This is a genomic window from Streptococcus parasanguinis (assembly GCF_019929185.1).
Classification (GTDB): Bacteria; Bacillota; Bacilli; order Lactobacillales; family Streptococcaceae; genus Streptococcus; species Streptococcus parasanguinis_O.
Genome location: NZ_JAHZPC010000002.1, coordinates 67,943 through 85,378, shown reverse-complemented (window position 1 = coordinate 85,378; position 17,436 = coordinate 67,943). Strand labels below are relative to the sequence as shown.

Genomic DNA, 17,436 nt, shown 5'->3' with positions numbered 1-17,436 from the left:
ATGAAATCAGCGTAGTAGATCCCACTCAACCACTGCGTCTTGCTTGACAATCCAAAAACAATTGAGAGGCTAGGACTTTTGTCCCAGCCTCTTATCTATTTGACTGACAAAAGGGGGGATTGATGGTAAAATGAGGAAGAGATTAGGAGGAGATGGGATGAAGAAGAAAATAAAATGGGGCCTTGTCTTATGTTCGGTACTTATACCAGTATGTTTGAGTGCCTGCAAACAAGGAACTGTAGAAAAACAAGGTTCTTCGAATAAAGAAGTACAGAAGAAAATCGATCGAAAAAACATTCATTTTGATAAGACAGGACCAGCTGCATCATTTGATTGGAATGCTAAGAGTGGTAGTAAATACATAACGTTTGAAAAACTTCCACAATATATGAAGCCAGATGATAGCGATGGTATTTCTATATATAGTCTGCAACAGAATGAAACTCCTCTCGATGAAGAGGGAAAAGTCCAAAAGGCTTTGCAAGTAGTTGAAGCGATTTATATTGACCAAGATGAAATGGACACAGTAGTCAAGGCTAGTGGAGTAATGAGTCAGGAAGAAATGTATAACCGGATCTGGAAGGACTATATTGTTCCTAAAATAGAAGAAAGTAATAGGACCTTTGATTCAAATACTTATTTTGAGTACCTAGGAGAAAAATATCCCCTCAAAATCTATGGTCCCATGTATTTAAAATTAATGACCAATGCTCTCCCTACTGAAAAGAGTTACGAATTAAAGGGATATGCAGTTAAGGGGAATAAGGTAATCCTTAAAATTCAAACACCAGCCTATAGTCCAAATCAATTACCAAGAGGAAAAGGGTACAGATTGAGTGTTGATCCCAATAATCCAAATGAGACCATGTATGCTTGGTTAGATGAACTACACGAGAACTATGCTGAAAAAGACAACCGAGGAGACCATCTTTCTTATATAATGCTTTCTACCATCTTACAACATTTAGTTAAGGAAAATTTTAATGCGAGTTTTTCAACAGGTAATATGATTGGTAGTACGGAAATGACGATCGAAATGGAGGTGACCAACCAAGGTCAAGTCCAAATTGATACTAAAAATTTGGCACTCTTGTTACAAATTCCTCAACAAATGCAGAAAGCTAATCAATCTGGAGATGGAAATGATAATAGTATCTTTTGGCCCATCAATACTGATAGTGCTACTGATGAAGGAAAGAAAAGTGAAAAACTAAAAGATTTTAACCCACAAAATCCAGTCAAAAAATATGCAATTGGAGAGCCAGTTGTATTTGCAAATGGCTTAGAAGTTACACTGAATAGTGTAACAGACGATCCAAATTTGGATGTTCAGGATGATCAAGACCGTATCGATACAAGGAAAAAACAACATCGATTGATCGTCGAATTCACCCTATCGAATACAACACCTCTCCGTATTGAAAGTAGCCCGAATTATTCAAATGTAGATCTCTATGATGGCCATGGCAAATCTGCTTATATGTTGAATAATACTTTAAATTACAAACAGCCAACAGTCCTTGAGGCAGGAGAGTCGGGTAAATATAAAATTAATTATTTAACAGATGGGGATGGACCATTTACGATCGTTTATGGTGATGCAAAATGGGTCGTTCAAAAATAGATAAAAATCCAAATCTTTAATCAGCTTATTTTAAAAGCTAGTGAGTTTAAGAAATTCTAAGAAACTTCAGCGGTCAATAAATTATTAAAGAAATTTATTCATATGTGGTTGGAAAAGTCGGAAGACTTTTAAAGAAAACTGACGAACAAATAAGGGAAAAAATGCGGACAGGAAGTAGAAAAGAGAGAATGAAGAAGGTTTTTAAATCAATTAAGTTTTGGATATTTGTATTACTTGTTACTCTAGCAGGTGGATGGTTTATCCAATATGAAATTCATAAGCGTGATATATCACAATTTGTAACTTGGAAACCTCGTCCAAACATAGTTGACTCCCAATTTATTGCAGGTGGGAAAGCAGTAGCCATTCAATGGGATAATAAAGAGGAAGTGGATGAGGCGCTGGAAGCATATTCGTATAATTCAAAAGTTAAAGTAGAATGGTTTATAAATGGTGGAAATAGTGAACGGTACATTGCACAAGAAAGTTACAAATTAAAATCTGACCCACGTCTCTATTTTCAATATTATATTCGTGGTAATCAAGTTCCTTACCTCACTACAAATAAAGCACAAAAGGGAGAGTACTGGCTCATTGATGTCTATGATACCAAGGACAAGCGCTTAGTGAAGAAGACATATGATGTTTTTAAGTTGGTACGAGACATGAATAAAAATTATATCCCTTTATCTGTTACAGTTTCTTCTATGTTGTTGGATACAGATGATGGAGAAACATACATTCCGATTGATATTCTTGTCGATAAGAAAGACAAATACATTGTAGGTCCTGGAGATATCCATGTTGAAACAGACTATAATTTGCAAACTGGCTTGATGAATGTTAAAAGTGGAAAGATCGCTTGGAAAACCTCATCAGGCAAAGATTATAAACAAGTTCAAAAAGAAAGTCTAGAAAGTTATAAAGAGTCGCATCCATTTGAATACAATTTTGAAGGAGGACGATTGCAGCTCCAACATTCACGTTTGTTATTTACAGATCGTAGTGATGAGGCTAAGGACATCCCATTGAAAACACTCTATCCGAAAGTATATTCGATTTTAAGCAAAGGGAATAATCCAACTACTGTAAAATGGGGTGAAGAATATACAAAAGGGGAGAATGCCTACCTATACTTTCTCGGACCAGAAGATCTCAACTTTGATATTTCATTTTTGGAACTGCTTTATAAAGTTCCAGAGCAGCGTTCAGGTGGATGGTATGATGTCCTACAGTATCATAAGATACCAGCAGAGCTTTCAAAAGATGGTCAAGAACATCTTGCGAATAATAAAAAAGAATTTTTCCAATATTTTAAAAAGGAATTAAATCAAAGTAAGGATACTACAGAGTTCTCATTGCTGAGACGCTTGTATGAAGTACAGAACTACGTGGTCTCTAGAGATTTTGGTCAGTCCTTCGCTAATCTGACCATACCAGCTGAGTATACTAAAGATGGGAAGGTTCATGTCGTTCAAAATGATGAAGAATTCTTCAAATATATGGATTTAGAGAAAATTCCTAATAAAAAGATGAAAGAAGATATTAAAAAAATGTTCCCATATGATGTAAATAATTAATCGATTAGGTCGGATTTAACAAGGAGGTCAGGCTATGAAGCTCAACTATTTCAAACTATTCGCAGGAATTCCACTTATTCTATGTTGCCTGTTTCTTTCCAGTTGTAAGATCATGAAACCGAGTGATTATAAAAAGGCGAAGGAAGTAGTCAGCAGTGAGCTTGCTAAGGTTGGTCTGCATGGGGATGTGGCCATAAACAAACTGGATTGGACTGCTTTGGAAATCCCAACTTATCATGTGTCTTATACCTACTCTGAGAAAACCTATGATGGACAAACAGTGACATTAGAAACGGATACGGTGTTTCATAATGATTGGACAGATACAACTAGCGACCATTTTCCAGAGTATAAGGAAGCGTACTTGAAGCAGCAATCTGTCCAAAAGAAGGAGAAGGAAATTGAGAGTCAATTAAAGAAGCAATCTCTAGGTCTTCCTATTAATTTCTTTGGTTTTTTATCTAACTCCAACCGTGATGAGAAGGAGCAAATTCTAGATAGTATCGCAAGTCAAAATCTCAAAGAAGGGAAAAAGGACTTTGCTGGTTACTATCAAATCCCTTTTCAAACCTTAATCGATCAAGAATTAATCACTATGACCATTTATATAAAGGATGGTGTATCCGTTAAGGAAAAAGACTTAAAAGCAGCTGCAAAAAGATTAGACGCTAGCAAACTACCGGATGGTGCCTATGATTTCTACTATTCCAAAGGCAGTTATGCTGATTCCATCAGTTACTCATTCAAGGTTAAAGATGGGAAAGTTGTTTTTTATGAAGATCAAAATATTCAGAATTGAGTAACCGAATACAAGAAAAAGATCTAGTCGTGTTTGACTAGATCTTTCATGTTGCTTAGAAGTCTTCCTTCTTCTTAAGTGTCATAGAAGCAATAGCTGTAGCGATGAATGTCAAACCAGTTACAAGAAGTCCTAAATGATCTTCCGTTCCTGTTGAAGGAAGGGATCGTTTACTTTCTTTAGGCTTGTCACTAGATTTAGGAGTTTCACTAGATTTAGGTTTGTCACTAGGCTTAGGCTTATCTCCATTTGGTGATGGAGTTTTAGGTTTGCTATTACTTGGTGTTGGTATATTTGGAATATCTGTTGATGGTGGAGGTGGAAGAAGTTTATTCACCACGTTTCCTTTATCAACGACAAGGTTTGTAGCTGAAGCAAAGTCACTTGCAGAAACCTTGATGGCTGTATCTGAAAGTTGATAACCACTAGGAGCAGAGAGCTCTTTGATGACATACTCTTTAGCTTCAAATCCAACAAAGCTTGCAAGTCCATCTTGTCCAGAAATCGCTTGCGCTTGGCCTTGTCCATATGGGTTTGCAACAGGTGTGACACCATCTGCTTCAAAGAGTCCAAATACTGCACCGGCAAGGTAATCACCCTTTTCATCCACTTTACGAACCTTAAGGGTATAAAGTTTCAATTCAGGATTATTCACTGTTGGTGGAGTTGGTGGGATGACCTTATTGATAAAGGTTTTCTTCGCACCGTATGAAACAACTGCTTGGATAGAGTTTGCCGCTTCATCTTTTGTGACGGTAACTGTGACATCCACTTGACCTTCGTCATATTGGATATTTGCCTGATCAGCTGGTACGACTTCTTTAATGGTATATTTATGAGTACCAATCATCGCTTCCGTGTAGGCGATCGCATCAAATGTCACCGTGCCATCAGCAGCATTTTGTTTTGTTTGAAGAACAGTTCCATTTTCGTCCAAGAGGTTAAAGCTAAATTCACCACCTTGAAGGTCACGACCTTCTAAAATCTTGCTTGTGGTAATTTGTTTTTCACTTGGAGTTGGAGGTGTCGGAGGTGTATAAGTGTTGGTAAAAGTAGGAGTATCTTTCTTACCGTCGTATTGCACATCCGCATTCAATTGTCCAGTTGCATCCTTTGTGACAGTCACTGTTACAGTATGAACAGATTCATCATAAGTGATCGCTGATTCTGGTGTAGCTGGTTTTTGTTCAACAATTGTGTAGGTGAACGTACCAGCTTCATTAAAGCTTACTGGATCGAAGAGAATATCACCATTCTCACCATTTGTCTTAGTATCAACGAGCGTACCATTTTGATCCTTGAGAAGGAAAGTATACTCATTCGCTTTCAATGTACGATCGCTTGAACCATTGATCGCCAATACTTTTTTAGCTTTGAATTGAGCTGACGTTGGTTTCACTGTTGGAGGAACAGGCGTTGGAGGTGTCGGAGGTGTTTTCGTATTTGTAAACGTATCACCTTTCTCAGTATCTCCACCTGAGTAAGTGACAGTAGCGACGAGTTTGTCGTTTACTTTCTTCACCTCAACAGTAGCCGTGATGCTTTGTGTGCTATAGTTGATAGAAGCATCCGTACCTTTATTTTCGGTAATGGTGTAGGTGTGGGTTCCTTCTGCAGTATAAGAAAGTTCCTTAAAGGTTACAGTACCATTTGCCTTGTTCTTGGCAGTTTCAAGGGTATTGTTTCCTTCTTTCAAGACAAATTCAAATTGATCGTCTGTCAACGGTAAGGTTGTTTCACCTTCTTTAAGAAGTTTTTTCACTTGAAGAGTAGCTTTTGTACTTTCTGTTTTAGGAACTTCTTTTTTGTTGGTAAACGTATCTGTGTCAGTTTGACCATCAGAGTAGCTGGTTTGTTCTACAACCAAGGCATTGTCTTTTTCAACCACTACAACGGTAGCCGTGATAGTTTTATCACTGTAGGTAATGGTTTTGTCCGTACCTTTTGTTTCAGTGATGGTATATTTGAATGTACCTGCTTTGTCTACAGTGATGTTATCAAAAGTAATCGAACCATTTTTTTGGTTCTTAGCTGTACCAACAACTTGATCGTTTGCATCTTTTGCAACAAATTCAAAGTCATCGCCCTTGAGTTCCCCACCTTCAAATGCTTTTTTAAGGTTTAAGGTCACCTTAGCATTTGAAACTTTTGGTTTGTTTTGAGTATTGGTGATCGTATTTTTTTGTTCACCATCTCCACCTGAGTAAGTGACAGTAGCGACCAGTTTGTCGTCAGTTTTCTTCACATCGACAGTAGCCGTGATGCTTTGTGTACTATAGTTGACATTAGCATCCGTACCCTTGTTTTCAGTGATGGTATAAGTATGAGTACCTTCTTTATTGAAAGTCAGTGACTTAAAGTTAACAGTGCCGTCTGCTTGGTTCTTGGCAGTTTCGACTACTTTTTTGTTTTCGTCTTTCAAGACAAATTCGAATTGACCTTCTGTAATCGGAAGTTTTGTATGTTCCTGATCACCGGCTACTTCGAAAGCTTTTTTTACAACAAGATTTGCAGTAGTTTCAGTAACTTTTGGTTTGTTTGAAGTGTTTACAACTTTGATAACATTCGACTCATTGATTGGTTCAACTTTTGAAGTATAACCATCAGGTGTATTCGTTTCTTCTACTGAATAAACAATCGGTTGTCCGTCTTTAATCCCTGGTAATTTAGAAAATTCAGCAGTCCAACCAGAAGCCTTTGTCAAGGTCTTAGTCATTCCATCTAATTTTTGACCATTGGCCAATAATTGAACCGTAATATCTTTACGGTCAACTTCCTCATCACCAACCCATTCTTTTTGAACAGTGATAGTTTTGTCACCGCTCACCCAGAATTTCAATTCAGTGTTGTTCCAGAATGCTGGGTCAGTTTGAGGTGTTGTGATTTCATCAGCTGTCAATGTTGCGTTGTTATCAACACGGATGGTTGTCTTAGGAATTAATGTTTGGTATTCAACGATCAATTCATCGCTAGATGCTGTTTTAAAGACATCACTGACATCTGATAAATTCACAGTAAATCCATTGCCGTCCGCATCGAATTTCACATGTTTCCAGAAGTCCCAACCAGAAGCAACCACTTGTCCACCTTTTCTCAAAGTAAAGGAAGGTTTCAAGTAAGTTCCCACAAAGAATTCATTTGCAGCGTGGTTTGCAGCAGGAGCAAAAGTGATTTTTGAGTAATCGACTGCTGGAGCTTGGATTTTATCTGACACAACAGGGTTTGTGATGGCTTGTTTCTTACCATCCCCGTTGATACGGATGAACCATTTTGTTAGATAGTAGTCATCTCCAACATTCATCCAAGCATAGTTTTCAGATACATCTAATTTGAATGTCTTAGCTACATAGTCACCTGTAAGGTTGTATTTATTTAAAACTGATTCAAATACGCCAGGACCATCAGGACGTGTGATGACAACGGATTCGGAACCAACCTTAGAAGTGGCAGTTTTGTTGCCAGGATTTCCTGGTGTGCTATCCCATTCTGCTTTGTATGAGAAACCACCCTTAACGTTTTGGTTCATGGATTCGATTGCTTTTTTAAAGGTGAAAGTAATCTTTTTGTTTGTCATCGAAATGGTTGCGACTTCAGCTCCATTTGCTTGGAGTGATTGAGTTGCAATTTCAGTGATATTAACACCTTCTGGAGCGTCAATAGTAAATGTATCACCGTCTTTAACTGATTTACCAGTTAAATCCCAGTCAAATGAAAAGGTAACCTTTTGTCCACTTGCTTGGGCCTTTAAATTGGTGACAGTAGGTGTTACAGTGGCGGCGCTGACGGGTTTGATGACAGACAAGCCTAAGGCTACCACACCGATGATAGCTACAAATGCAACTATCTTTTTATAAAGAGATTTCAATTGGCCTCATTTCCTTTCTTTTGCACGATCTTTTCGGTATTTTTTCTATATAGTGATATATCCTAAAACTAAAAAGCTTCTGATTTTTGCTCCTTGGAACCAGTTGCTTTATTTGAACATGTATTTAGAGAAGAAGGACCTTACCTCTATTGAGAAAATATGGGGGCATACCTCAATATCCTATCTTTAGTCTGTCCATACTAGAGGATTGGTTGGACCTGAAACAAACTTTCTAAAAACAATGATTCGATAGAAAAACGGAAGAAATTTACGCTTCATAATATAAAATGATAATAAGCAGTGCAAACTTAACAGAATAATCATCCCATTACATTTTTAAAAGATTATTATCAACATTATTATATTCTTTTAGTGTGATAAGTCAAGTTAAATGCAACAAAAATAAGGCAAAATGTTGATTTTGGTTTTTGTATAAGTCGACCTTTTATTTCCCGCCATTTTAGCCTTTCATGTTATAATATTCAGATAGGAAAAAGAGGAGACCAAAAGCTAGATGATCACTTCAAAATACGATTGGCAGTTAGCTTCGCCAAGTGCAGATGAGGCCTTTTTAGCCCTTGCCAAAAAAGCAGGCCTGGAAGCGTCCGTAGCAACCTTGCTGTATGAGCGTGGCATTCAGACCAAAGAGGATTTAGAAAACTTTTTAGAGCCCAAGTTAGAGAAACTTCATGACCCTTATTTGCTCCATGATATGGACAAGGCAGTGGAGCGCATCCGACGGGCCATCGAAGATTATGAGCAGATCCTCATCTACGGAGACTATGATGCGGATGGGATGACCTCGGCCTCTATTATGAAGGAAACCTTGGAGCAGATGGGTGCAGAGGTGCAAGTCTACCTACCCAACCGCTTCACAGACGGCTATGGTCCCAATGAGAGTGTCTACAAATACTTTATCGAGCAGCAAGGCATTTCCCTGATTGTTACGGTGGACAATGGTGTGGCGGGTAATCAAGCCATTGCCATGGCCCAAGCAATGGGAGTCGATGTCATCGTGACCGACCACCACTCTATGCCGGAGGTTTTACCGGATGCATATGCGATCATTCATCCGGAGCATCCAGATGCGGATTATCCCTTCCATTATCTAGCAGGATGTGGTGTGGCCTTTAAGTTGGCCTGCGCCCTCTTAGAGGAAGTACCAGTCGATCTCTTAGACCTGGTCGCGATTGGGACCATTGCAGACATGGTCAGTCTGACGGATGAGAATCGGATCCTGGTCAAATACGGTCTGGGTGTTCTCCAACATACCCAGCGCATGGGTTTGCAGGAGCTCTTGGAGATCGCAGGGATTCGTCCGGAGGATGTCAATGAAGAAACAGTTGGTTTTCAGATTGCTCCTCGTCTCAATGCCCTTGGCCGCCTCGATGATCCCAATCCTGCCATTGAACTCCTAACAGGATTTGACGATGAAGAGGCGCACGAGATTGCCCTTATGATTCATCAGAAGAATGAAGAACGAAAAGAGATTGTCCAAGCCATCTATGACGAAGCTAAAACCATGGTCGATCCGAGCTTATCCGCCCAAGTCTTGGCCAAAGAAGGCTGGAATCCAGGGGTCCTTGGCATTGTCGCAGGTCGTTTATTAGAAGAGCTTCATCAGCCGGTCGTTGTTTTAAGTATCGAAGATGGACGGGCTAAAGGAAGCGCTCGGAGTCCTGAGTCGGTCAATATCTTTGATGCCCTCGATCCCCACCGGTCGCTCTTTGTCGCATTTGGAGGACATGCTGGTGCAGCAGGAATGACGCTCGAGGTGGACCAACTTCCTGCCCTGTCTCAGGCTCTTACGGATTACATTAGAGAGCAAGAGATTGACCTTAGTAGCAAGTCCACCCTAGCCATCGACGAGGAACTGCATCTAACAGAACTAACGCTTGAGACCTTGAAAAGCTTTGATCGCTTGAGTCCATTTGGCATGGACAATAAAAAGCCAGTCTTTCTGGTCCGTAATTTCAAGGTAGAAGGGGCACGCTCGATGGGAGCTGGCAATACCCACTTGAAACTCAAAATTTCTCAAGAAGATGCGACCTTTGAGGTGGTTGCCTTTGGTTTGGGAAGCTTAGAGGCAGAGTTTGCACAGGCGCAAGACCTAGAGCTAGCTGTTCAGTTGTCGGTCAACCAATGGAATGGTCAAACGACTCTCCAGCTCATGCTGGTTGACGCGCGTGTGGATGGTGTACAGCTCTTTAATATCCGCTCTAAAAATGCCAGCCTCCCCGCAGGTGTTCCCGTTCTTGATTTTACCCAAGAACTGCCAGATCTATCTGGAGCACCCGCTGTTGTAGTTGGAAATATCCCTGAGGATTTAGAGCAACTACGGCAAATCTTCCAAGAGCATGATTTTCAGGCCGTTTATTTCAAAAATGAGATCGCCAAAGCCTACTATCTGACAGGATACGGTAGCAGGGACCAGTATGCCAGGCTCTATAAGACCATCTATCAGTATCCAGAGTTTGATGTCCGCTACAAACTCAAAGACCTAGCGGCCTATCTCAAGATCCAGCAGATCCTCTTGGTCAAAATGATTCAGATCTTCCAAGAGTTGGGCTTCGTGACCATTGAAAATGGTATCATGAAGGTCAATAAAGAAGCAGAAAAACGAGAGATCGCAGAAAGCAACATCTACCAAAACCTCAAACAAACGGTGAAAGAGCAGGAGTTGATGGCTCTTGGAACGGTTCGTGAAATCTACGACTACCTGACAGGTCAGGCCTCATGAAAAGATACCTAAAAAAATCTCTCTGGCTCACTCCTATCCTACTTTTTTGCCTTTATTGTTTGGGAATCTACCTGAGCCTAAATAATCCCATGGAAGAAATCAACTATGCCGAAAATGGTGGATGGATGCGCTATGTGATGTTTAAGCCCTTTACAGAAACGATAGGAAATGATGGTATCTGGAAAGAAGATGAGGGATTTCAAATCTACCCTATTCAGATAAAATCGTTAGTGGTCAGGAAGACCTATCCGTCATGATGTTTCGAGACAGTTCTGAATGGGTTTACTGGTATGAATACCATCTAAACGAAAATGCATACGTTCGTATGTCTTTCAAATACGATTCTGCAAATAAGGTGTTTCTCCAAAGTGATGTCTATCTTTATGCAGATGATCAAGAAGTAGAGGGTAGTGATTTTCTAAAGAAACTTTCTGACTACGGCAAAGATCGTGCTTGGTTGAAAAAGCAAAGTAAGAAGGTCGCTGAGCAATACATTCTTGACACCTGGTTTAAGAATGGAAGTTCACGTTATTCCATGAAAAACTTGGGCAATATGAAAATCCAGTACAATGAATTGTTAGAAGAGAAGTAATAGATTTTTTTCGAACCCAATCCCACATCTTTTTTGAATGTGGAATTTTTGCTTTTGACGCGGGAGCTTGGGAAAATGATTTGGCAAAAAATGATGCAAGTTAGTGGAATTCATGATATAATGGAATGTAAAAAATTTTTTATGAAAGAAAGTTAACCATGAATTTAAAAGATTACATTGCAAGCATTGAAAACTATCCACAAGAAGGAATTACCTTCCGTGATATTAGCCCTTTGATGGCAGATGGCAATGCTTATAGTTATGCGATTCGTGAAATCGTTCAATACGCGACAGATAAGAAAATCGATATGATCGTTGGTCCTGAAGCGCGTGGCTTCATCGTTGGATGTCCGGTCGCTTTTGAGTTGGGAATTGGATTTGCGCCTGTTCGTAAGCCTGGTAAATTGCCACGTGAAGTCATCTCTGCTGACTACGAAAAAGAATACGGTGTTGATACCCTCTGCATGCACGCAGATGCCATCAAACCAGGTCAACGCGTCCTTATCGTTGATGACCTCTTGGCGACTGGTGGTACGGTGAAAGCAACCATCGAAATGATCGAAAAACTCGGTGGGGTCGTTGCAGGCTGTGCCTTCTTGATCGAGTTGGATGAATTGAAAGGTCGCGAAGCGATCGGTGATTACGACTACAAAGTCTTGATGCATTACTAATATAGTCTAATACTATAACTGGCTACAGAAAAACCATAATTGAAAACTATAAGCTCCTATCATATAATGTTAGTTAAGAACTTGTAAGATGGGAGCTTTTTATGCCAATTACTCTAGATAAAAAATTACCAGCAGTCGATATCCTTCGTTCAGAAAATATTTTTGTCATGGATGATGTTCGGGCGACTCACCAGGATATTCGGCCGATGAATGTTCTCATTCTTAATCTGATGCCGACCAAGGTTGCGACAGAAACCCAGCTCTTACGGCTCCTTGCCAACACGCCCTTGCAGATCAATGTTGATTTCCTCTACATGGCGAGCCATGAATCCAAGAATACGGCGGCTGAGCATTTGGAGAGCTTCTACAAGACCTTTGAGGATATCAAGAATAATTACTATGACGGCTTGATTGTGACAGGAGCGCCTGTCGAAAAGATGGACTTTGAGGAAGTAGACTACTGGGAAGAATTGACCCAGGTCTTTGAATGGTCCAAGCGGCATGTCTTTTCTACCTTGCACCTTTGTTGGGGAGCCCAGGCTGGACTGTACCACCGTTACGGGATTCAAAAAGTAGAACTCTGTGACAAGCTATCGGGTATCTATGACCAAGCAGTGGTGCGTCCCGATAGTCTGCTCATGAGAGGCTTTGACGATCGCTTTCTTGCCCCTCATTCTCGTTATACAGATATTCCTTTGAAGGAAGTCCTTGAAAAGAGCAATCTTCAAGTGATCGCTCAGGGAAATGAAGTTGGGCTTTCCATCATTGCCAGTCCAGACATGCGTGAGGTCTATAGCTTTGGCCATCTGGAGTATGATCGCGATACGCTGGCAAAAGAATACCACCGAGATGTCAAGGCGGGCTTGGATCCGGACGTTCCCAAGAATTATTTTGATGGGGATGACGCTAATACAGAGCCTCGCATTCGTTGGAATCTAGCTGCGACGACTTTCTTTAGTAATTGGATCAACTATGCGGTTTATCAAGAAACACCTTACCGCTTGGAAGAATTGGAAAAAGATATTTCATTTTATGGTTACCTATAAAGGGGAATTATGACATATTCACAAGCATTTAAGTATGGCAACTTGGTTCTTCCAAGTGCCTTGCTTTTTCATTATCATGAATTGTTTGACCAAGCAGATGACTACTTGGTTTGGCAGTTTTTCTTCCTTCAAAATACGACTGGTCAAGAGGCCTTGACTCCTAATCAGATTGCTAGTCATCTAGGAAAAACGGTGACAGAAGTCAATCGGATTATGTCCAATTTGACCACCAAGGGACTCCTTCAGTACCGGACCATTGAGCTCAATGGCGAGATTGAAGCCATCTTTGATGCGACCATTGCCCTGGAGCGCTTGGATGAGATTTTAGAAGCCCAGACACAAGGGAAGACACAGAGCGCGCCTGCTAAGGGAAATGTCATCAAGGACTTGGTGGAAACCTTCCAACAAGAACTGGGACGACTCTTGACGCCTTTTGAGATTGAAGACTTGACCAAGACTGTGCGCGAGGATCAGACAGATCCAGATGTGATCAAGGCAGCCTTACGAGAAGCCGTCTTTAACGGTAAGCCTCACTGGAAATATATCCAAGCTATTTTACGCAACTGGCGCAGTGAAGGCATCAACAGCCTGGCCCAAGTAGAGGCGAAACTACAAGAACGCGAGCAAGCCAACCCACGCAATGTGACCGTTTCAGACGATTTCTTGAAGGCCATGGATTTGTGGAAGGATTAAAAAAACTAGCACTTATTTGAGTGCTAGCTGCAGATGGAAGGTTAAGTCTTCCTAGAAACTTTCCTTATGTGAGTACGGACGTCAGCGAACTTCGAAGAAGTTCCATGACTTAGTTTTGAACCTAAGGTTTCAAAACTCCCGAGTGCCTGAAACAATAGTGTTTCAGGCACTTTTCTCACGGCGGAAAGTTTTTAGTTTATACTTGAATAGTTTTAAAAATAAGACATTATTTTTACTGAAACAAATAGGTTCTTAATTGAAAAAATAATTTTTAACCATACAAAAAGCTAGCAGTCATATATTGCTAGCATTTTTCGTTTATAGATAGTCCGCGTAAGCTTTTTCTAGTTTGGTAAGGAGTTCTTGTTTTTCCTCCTCACTAGCAAAGGAAGCCTGGATGGCATGGACATTGTGCTGGTAAAAGTCAGTTTCCTTGGTTTGGAAATGCTGATGATAGAGGGCGTATTCCTTGGTGAGGTCGGTATCAGATACAGTCCGATTATCGGTATTGATACTGATTCGAGCACCTGCTTCCTTCATTTTCAAATAAGGGAAATCCTCTAAAGTCGGCGCTGCTTTTGTCTGTAAGTTGCTGGTCAAGCAGAGTTCACCAGTGACCCCATTTTCAATAAAGGATTGGAGTAAGGCTGGTTCATGAGATAGAGCCGTCACGTGCCCATTGCGTTTGATGCCAAATGCAATCGATTGGGCAACAAAGTGTGGGCAATGACACTCACCTGCATGAAGCGTCATAGGCCGATGGTAACTCTTGACTTGCTCGATTAAAGTTCGAATATCTTCTGGAGAGTAGTTGTGCTCATCTCCGGCAAAGTCAAAACCAACAAAATCCTGATCACTAACTTGGTTGGCTTCTGCAAGAATGCGAGAGGTGACCTCTTGATCGGACTGGCGCATGCCACAGACCAAGGCTTTTGCAACAATGCCAAATTCCTCCTGGGCTTGGCGTAGACCATCGCAGACAGCATCGATGGTTTCTGGAACGGTGAGGCCTTGGTCCATGGACAATTCTGGTGCGAAGCGGACTTCGATGTAGACGACATTTTCAAGAGCAGCTTGCTTGGCCACATCGTAAGCAGCAAGCGTCAAGGCTTCTTTAGTTTGAAGGAGAGGGCGAATGTAATCAAAGGCCTCCAAATAATCCAAGAGATTCTCACAGTGGGCAGGGGCAGTGACATGGTGTTTGAGCTCTTCATCGCTAGCAGGTAGGTCAATATTGGCCAGGGCTGCCAATTGACGAATAGTCGGAAGAGACAAGGAACCGTCTAAGTGACAGTGAAGTTCCGTCTTTGCCAAACTATGAAAATCGATCATGGACATGGTTTTCTCCTTAAAATTGTATTTTTTCTATACTATCATTTTGACCAGAAAAGTCAAGTAAAGCTAGCGTAGCAGATCTTTGAAAGGGAGCCCAATATTTGATATGCTAGGAGTAGCGAATTAAAGGAGAAGAAAGATGTCAGACTATCAATTACCAGAAGTATGGAAAGCACCGAGCCAAATGGGAGGAGCCTGGGGTGGCTTGAACCAACCAACAGCAGGTGCCCGCTTTGAACAAACTCTTCCAAAAGGGGATCAACCTTTCCAACTCTATACCCTTCCAACACCCAATGGGATCAAGGCCACCATTATGCTGGAGGAATTGAAAGAGCTGGGAGTGGATGCAGGCTATGACGCTTATCGGATCAAGATTGGTGAGGGAGATCAGTTTGGTAGTGACTTTGTAGCCATCAACCCAAACTCGAAAATTCCAGCCATGTTGGATCAATCAGGCGATCAAGCCATTCGTGTCTTTGAATCGGCCAATATCCTCCTGTATCTAGCAGAGAAATTTGGCAAATTAATCCCTACTGATCTGGCTAAACGGACAGAAGTGCTCAACTGGCTCTTCTGGCAGACGGGGGCTGCACCTTTCCTAGGGGGAGGCTTTGGTCATTTCTTCCACTATGCACCTGAGAAAATCGAGTATGCCATCAATCGCTTTGCCATGGAAGCCAAACGCCAATTGGACCTACTGGACAAGGAATTGGCTACCAAACCTTATATTGCAGGAGATGACTATACCATTGCAGATATTGCCATCTGGTCTTGGTATGGCCGTCTAGCCCAAGACAAGGTCTGGGACCGGGCAGGAATTTTCCTAGATGTGAAGGAATACAAGCATTTGCAGGCTTGGACAGAGAAAATCGCCAATCGCCCAGCTGTAAAACGTGGCTTGGAAGTAGAATATAAGGAAATTGATGCATAATGAAAAGGCGCCGTTGCGCCTTTTTTTAATGGTGCAAACATGGTATACTAAAGGGTGGAATAAAAGTTTAGAAAGTAGCACATGGAATTTACAAAATTATCAAATCGCTTGGACTTGGTGGCTAGCTTCGTCCCAGCTGGAGCGAGTCTGTTGGATGTGGGGAGTGACCATGCTTATCTCCCAATCGCCCTCTTACAAGAAGGCAAGATCGAGGCCGCTATTGCTGGTGAAGTGGTAGAGGGACCCTATCAGTCTGCCCTGCAAAATGTCGCCGATAATGGCTTAGAGGACAAGATTGAAGTCCGTCTGGCCAATGGCTTGGCTGCCTTTGAACCAGCAGACGGCATTTCCTGTATCACCATTGCTGGCATGGGCGGACGCTTGATTGCAGATATCTTAGCGGCAGGTCTTGAGAAATTAGCCAATGTCTCTCGCTTGGTTCTGCAGCCCAATAATCGAGAGGATGAACTGCGGGCTTGGTTAGTCGACCATGATTTCCACATTGTTGATGAAGCTATCTTGGAAGAAAATGAGAAGTTTTATGAGATCCTTGTGGTGGAACACGGTTCTCAAGAGTTGACAGCCAAGGAACTACGCTTTGGTCCCCATTTGATGCGGGAACAAGCTCCAGCCTTTGTCCAAAAGTGGTCCAAGGAAGTGGAGAAATTAGCCTTCGCCTTGGAGCAGGTCCCAGTTGAGAATCAATCTGCCAGAGCATCGTTAGAAGAGCGCATCGCTCACATCAAGGAGGTTCTACATGTTAGCAAGTGAAGTCATCAAACGCTATGAATCCTATTGTCCTCAGGAATTGTCTATGGAGGGAGAAGTCCGTGGCCTACAAGTCGGCACGCTACAAAAAGACATCAAGAAGGTCATGGTAGCCCTAGATATTCGGGAGCAGACGGTGGCAGAAGCAATCGCTCATGGGGTGGACTTGATCATCGTCAAGCACGCGCCTATTTTCCGTCCCATCAAGGATTTGGTAGCTGATCGGGCCCAAAATCAGATCTATATCGATTTGATCAAGCATGATATCGCAGTCTACGTCAGCCATACTAATATTGACATTGTCCCAGATGGTCTCAACGATTGGTTTTGCCAGCTCTTGGAAATTGAAGATACAGAGCCCCTCAGTATGACAGGGGAAGGACTTGGAATCGGCCGGATCGGTCGGGTAGCTACACAAACCTTTGGACAGTTGACTAGCAAGGTTAAAGAAACCTTTGGCTTAGATGCTTTGCGCATAGTCAGTTATGATCAGGCGGATTTGGATCGGGTTATCAAGCATGTCGCAATCTGTGGAGGAAGTGGCCAGTCCTTTTACAAGGATGCTCTCGCCAAGGGAGCAGATGTTTATATCACAGGAGATATCTACTACCACACGGCTCAGGACATGCTGAGCGATGGCCTCTTGGCCTTAGATCCCGGGCACCATATCGAGGTTCTCTTTGTGTCAAAACTAGTAGAAAAGCTCAATCAGTGGAAGGCTGAGGAAGCCTGGGAGATTGAAGTGATTGGCAGTCAAGCCAGCACCAATCCTTTTTACCATATCTAAGGGGT

The 17,436-nt window shown here is 41.6% G+C and carries 12 protein-coding genes and 1 pseudogene; 11 read left to right on the top strand and 2 right to left on the bottom strand.

Features of this window, described 5'->3' with window-relative positions:
• Positions 1 to 157 precede the first annotated feature (157 nt).
• The 3 genes from K1I56_RS01845 (at position 158) to K1I56_RS01835 (ending at position 4,003) form a co-directional block, all read left to right on the top strand.
• Positions 158 to 1,624 (top strand): hypothetical protein, encoded by a 1,467-nt coding sequence (locus K1I56_RS01845; RefSeq protein ID WP_223324893.1) that lies wholly within the window; start codon positions 158 to 160, stop codon positions 1,622 to 1,624.
• A gap of 104 nt (positions 1,625 to 1,728) precedes the next feature.
• Positions 1,729 to 3,204: a hypothetical protein gene (locus K1I56_RS01840; RefSeq protein ID WP_223324891.1), complete on the top strand. Its 1,476-nt coding sequence runs from the start codon at positions 1,729 to 1,731 to the stop codon at positions 3,202 to 3,204.
• Between the two features lie 112 nt (positions 3,205 to 3,316).
• Positions 3,317 to 4,003, top strand: coding sequence for a hypothetical protein (locus K1I56_RS01835; RefSeq protein ID WP_223324889.1), 687 nt, complete (start codon positions 3,317 to 3,319; stop codon positions 4,001 to 4,003).
• 55 nt (positions 4,004 to 4,058) lie between these two features.
• Here K1I56_RS01835 and K1I56_RS01830 read toward each other — a convergent pair whose 3' ends face one another.
• Positions 4,059 to 7,868 (bottom strand): Spy0128 family protein, encoded by a 3,810-nt coding sequence (locus tag K1I56_RS01830; protein WP_021153515.1) that lies wholly within the window; start codon positions 7,866 to 7,868, stop codon positions 4,059 to 4,061.
• Between the two features lie 514 nt (positions 7,869 to 8,382).
• Here K1I56_RS01830 and recJ point away from each other — a divergent pair.
• From recJ to K1I56_RS01805, 5 genes and pseudogenes are all read left to right on the top strand, one after another.
• On the top strand, positions 8,383 to 10,608 hold the full coding sequence (recJ, locus tag K1I56_RS01825; RefSeq protein WP_223324887.1) for a single-stranded-DNA-specific exonuclease RecJ: 2,226 nt from the start codon (positions 8,383 to 8,385) through the stop codon (positions 10,606 to 10,608).
• Positions 10,605 to 11,200, top strand: a pseudogene (locus K1I56_RS10005) (TipC family immunity protein). Before recJ ends, K1I56_RS10005 begins: the two are co-directional and overlap by 4 nt.
• 158 nt (positions 11,201 to 11,358) lie before the next feature.
• Positions 11,359 to 11,871: an adenine phosphoribosyltransferase gene (locus K1I56_RS01815; protein ID WP_003007878.1), complete on the top strand. Its 513-nt coding sequence runs from the start codon at positions 11,359 to 11,361 to the stop codon at positions 11,869 to 11,871.
• Between the two features lie 101 nt (positions 11,872 to 11,972).
• Positions 11,973 to 12,917, top strand: coding sequence for a homoserine O-acetyltransferase MetA (metA, locus tag K1I56_RS01810; RefSeq protein WP_201037506.1), 945 nt, complete (start codon positions 11,973 to 11,975; stop codon positions 12,915 to 12,917).
• A 9-nt stretch (positions 12,918 to 12,926) separates the two neighbouring features.
• Positions 12,927 to 13,610: a DnaD domain-containing protein gene (locus tag K1I56_RS01805; protein WP_049483308.1), complete on the top strand. Its 684-nt coding sequence runs from the start codon at positions 12,927 to 12,929 to the stop codon at positions 13,608 to 13,610.
• Between the two features lie 318 nt (positions 13,611 to 13,928).
• Here K1I56_RS01805 and add read toward each other — a convergent pair whose 3' ends face one another.
• Positions 13,929 to 14,948 (bottom strand): adenosine deaminase, encoded by a 1,020-nt coding sequence (add, locus tag K1I56_RS01800; protein ID WP_223324885.1) that lies wholly within the window; start codon positions 14,946 to 14,948, stop codon positions 13,929 to 13,931.
• A gap of 136 nt (positions 14,949 to 15,084) precedes the next feature.
• Here add and yghU point away from each other — a divergent pair, with 136 nt between their 5' ends.
• From yghU to K1I56_RS01785, 3 genes are all read left to right on the top strand, one after another.
• The gene (yghU, locus tag K1I56_RS01795) at positions 15,085 to 15,876 is read left to right on the top strand and encodes a glutathione-dependent disulfide-bond oxidoreductase (protein ID WP_223324883.1); all 792 of its coding nucleotides are present in this window, start codon (positions 15,085 to 15,087) and stop codon (positions 15,874 to 15,876) included.
• A gap of 81 nt (positions 15,877 to 15,957) precedes the next feature.
• Positions 15,958 to 16,647: a tRNA (adenine(22)-N(1))-methyltransferase gene (locus K1I56_RS01790; protein ID WP_223324874.1), complete on the top strand. Its 690-nt coding sequence runs from the start codon at positions 15,958 to 15,960 to the stop codon at positions 16,645 to 16,647.
• The gene (locus K1I56_RS01785) at positions 16,634 to 17,431 is read left to right on the top strand and encodes a Nif3-like dinuclear metal center hexameric protein (RefSeq protein WP_223324873.1); all 798 of its coding nucleotides are present in this window, start codon (positions 16,634 to 16,636) and stop codon (positions 17,429 to 17,431) included. The genes K1I56_RS01790 and K1I56_RS01785 overlap by 14 nt, the downstream gene beginning before the upstream one ends.
• Positions 17,432 to 17,436: the final 5 nt, after the last annotated feature.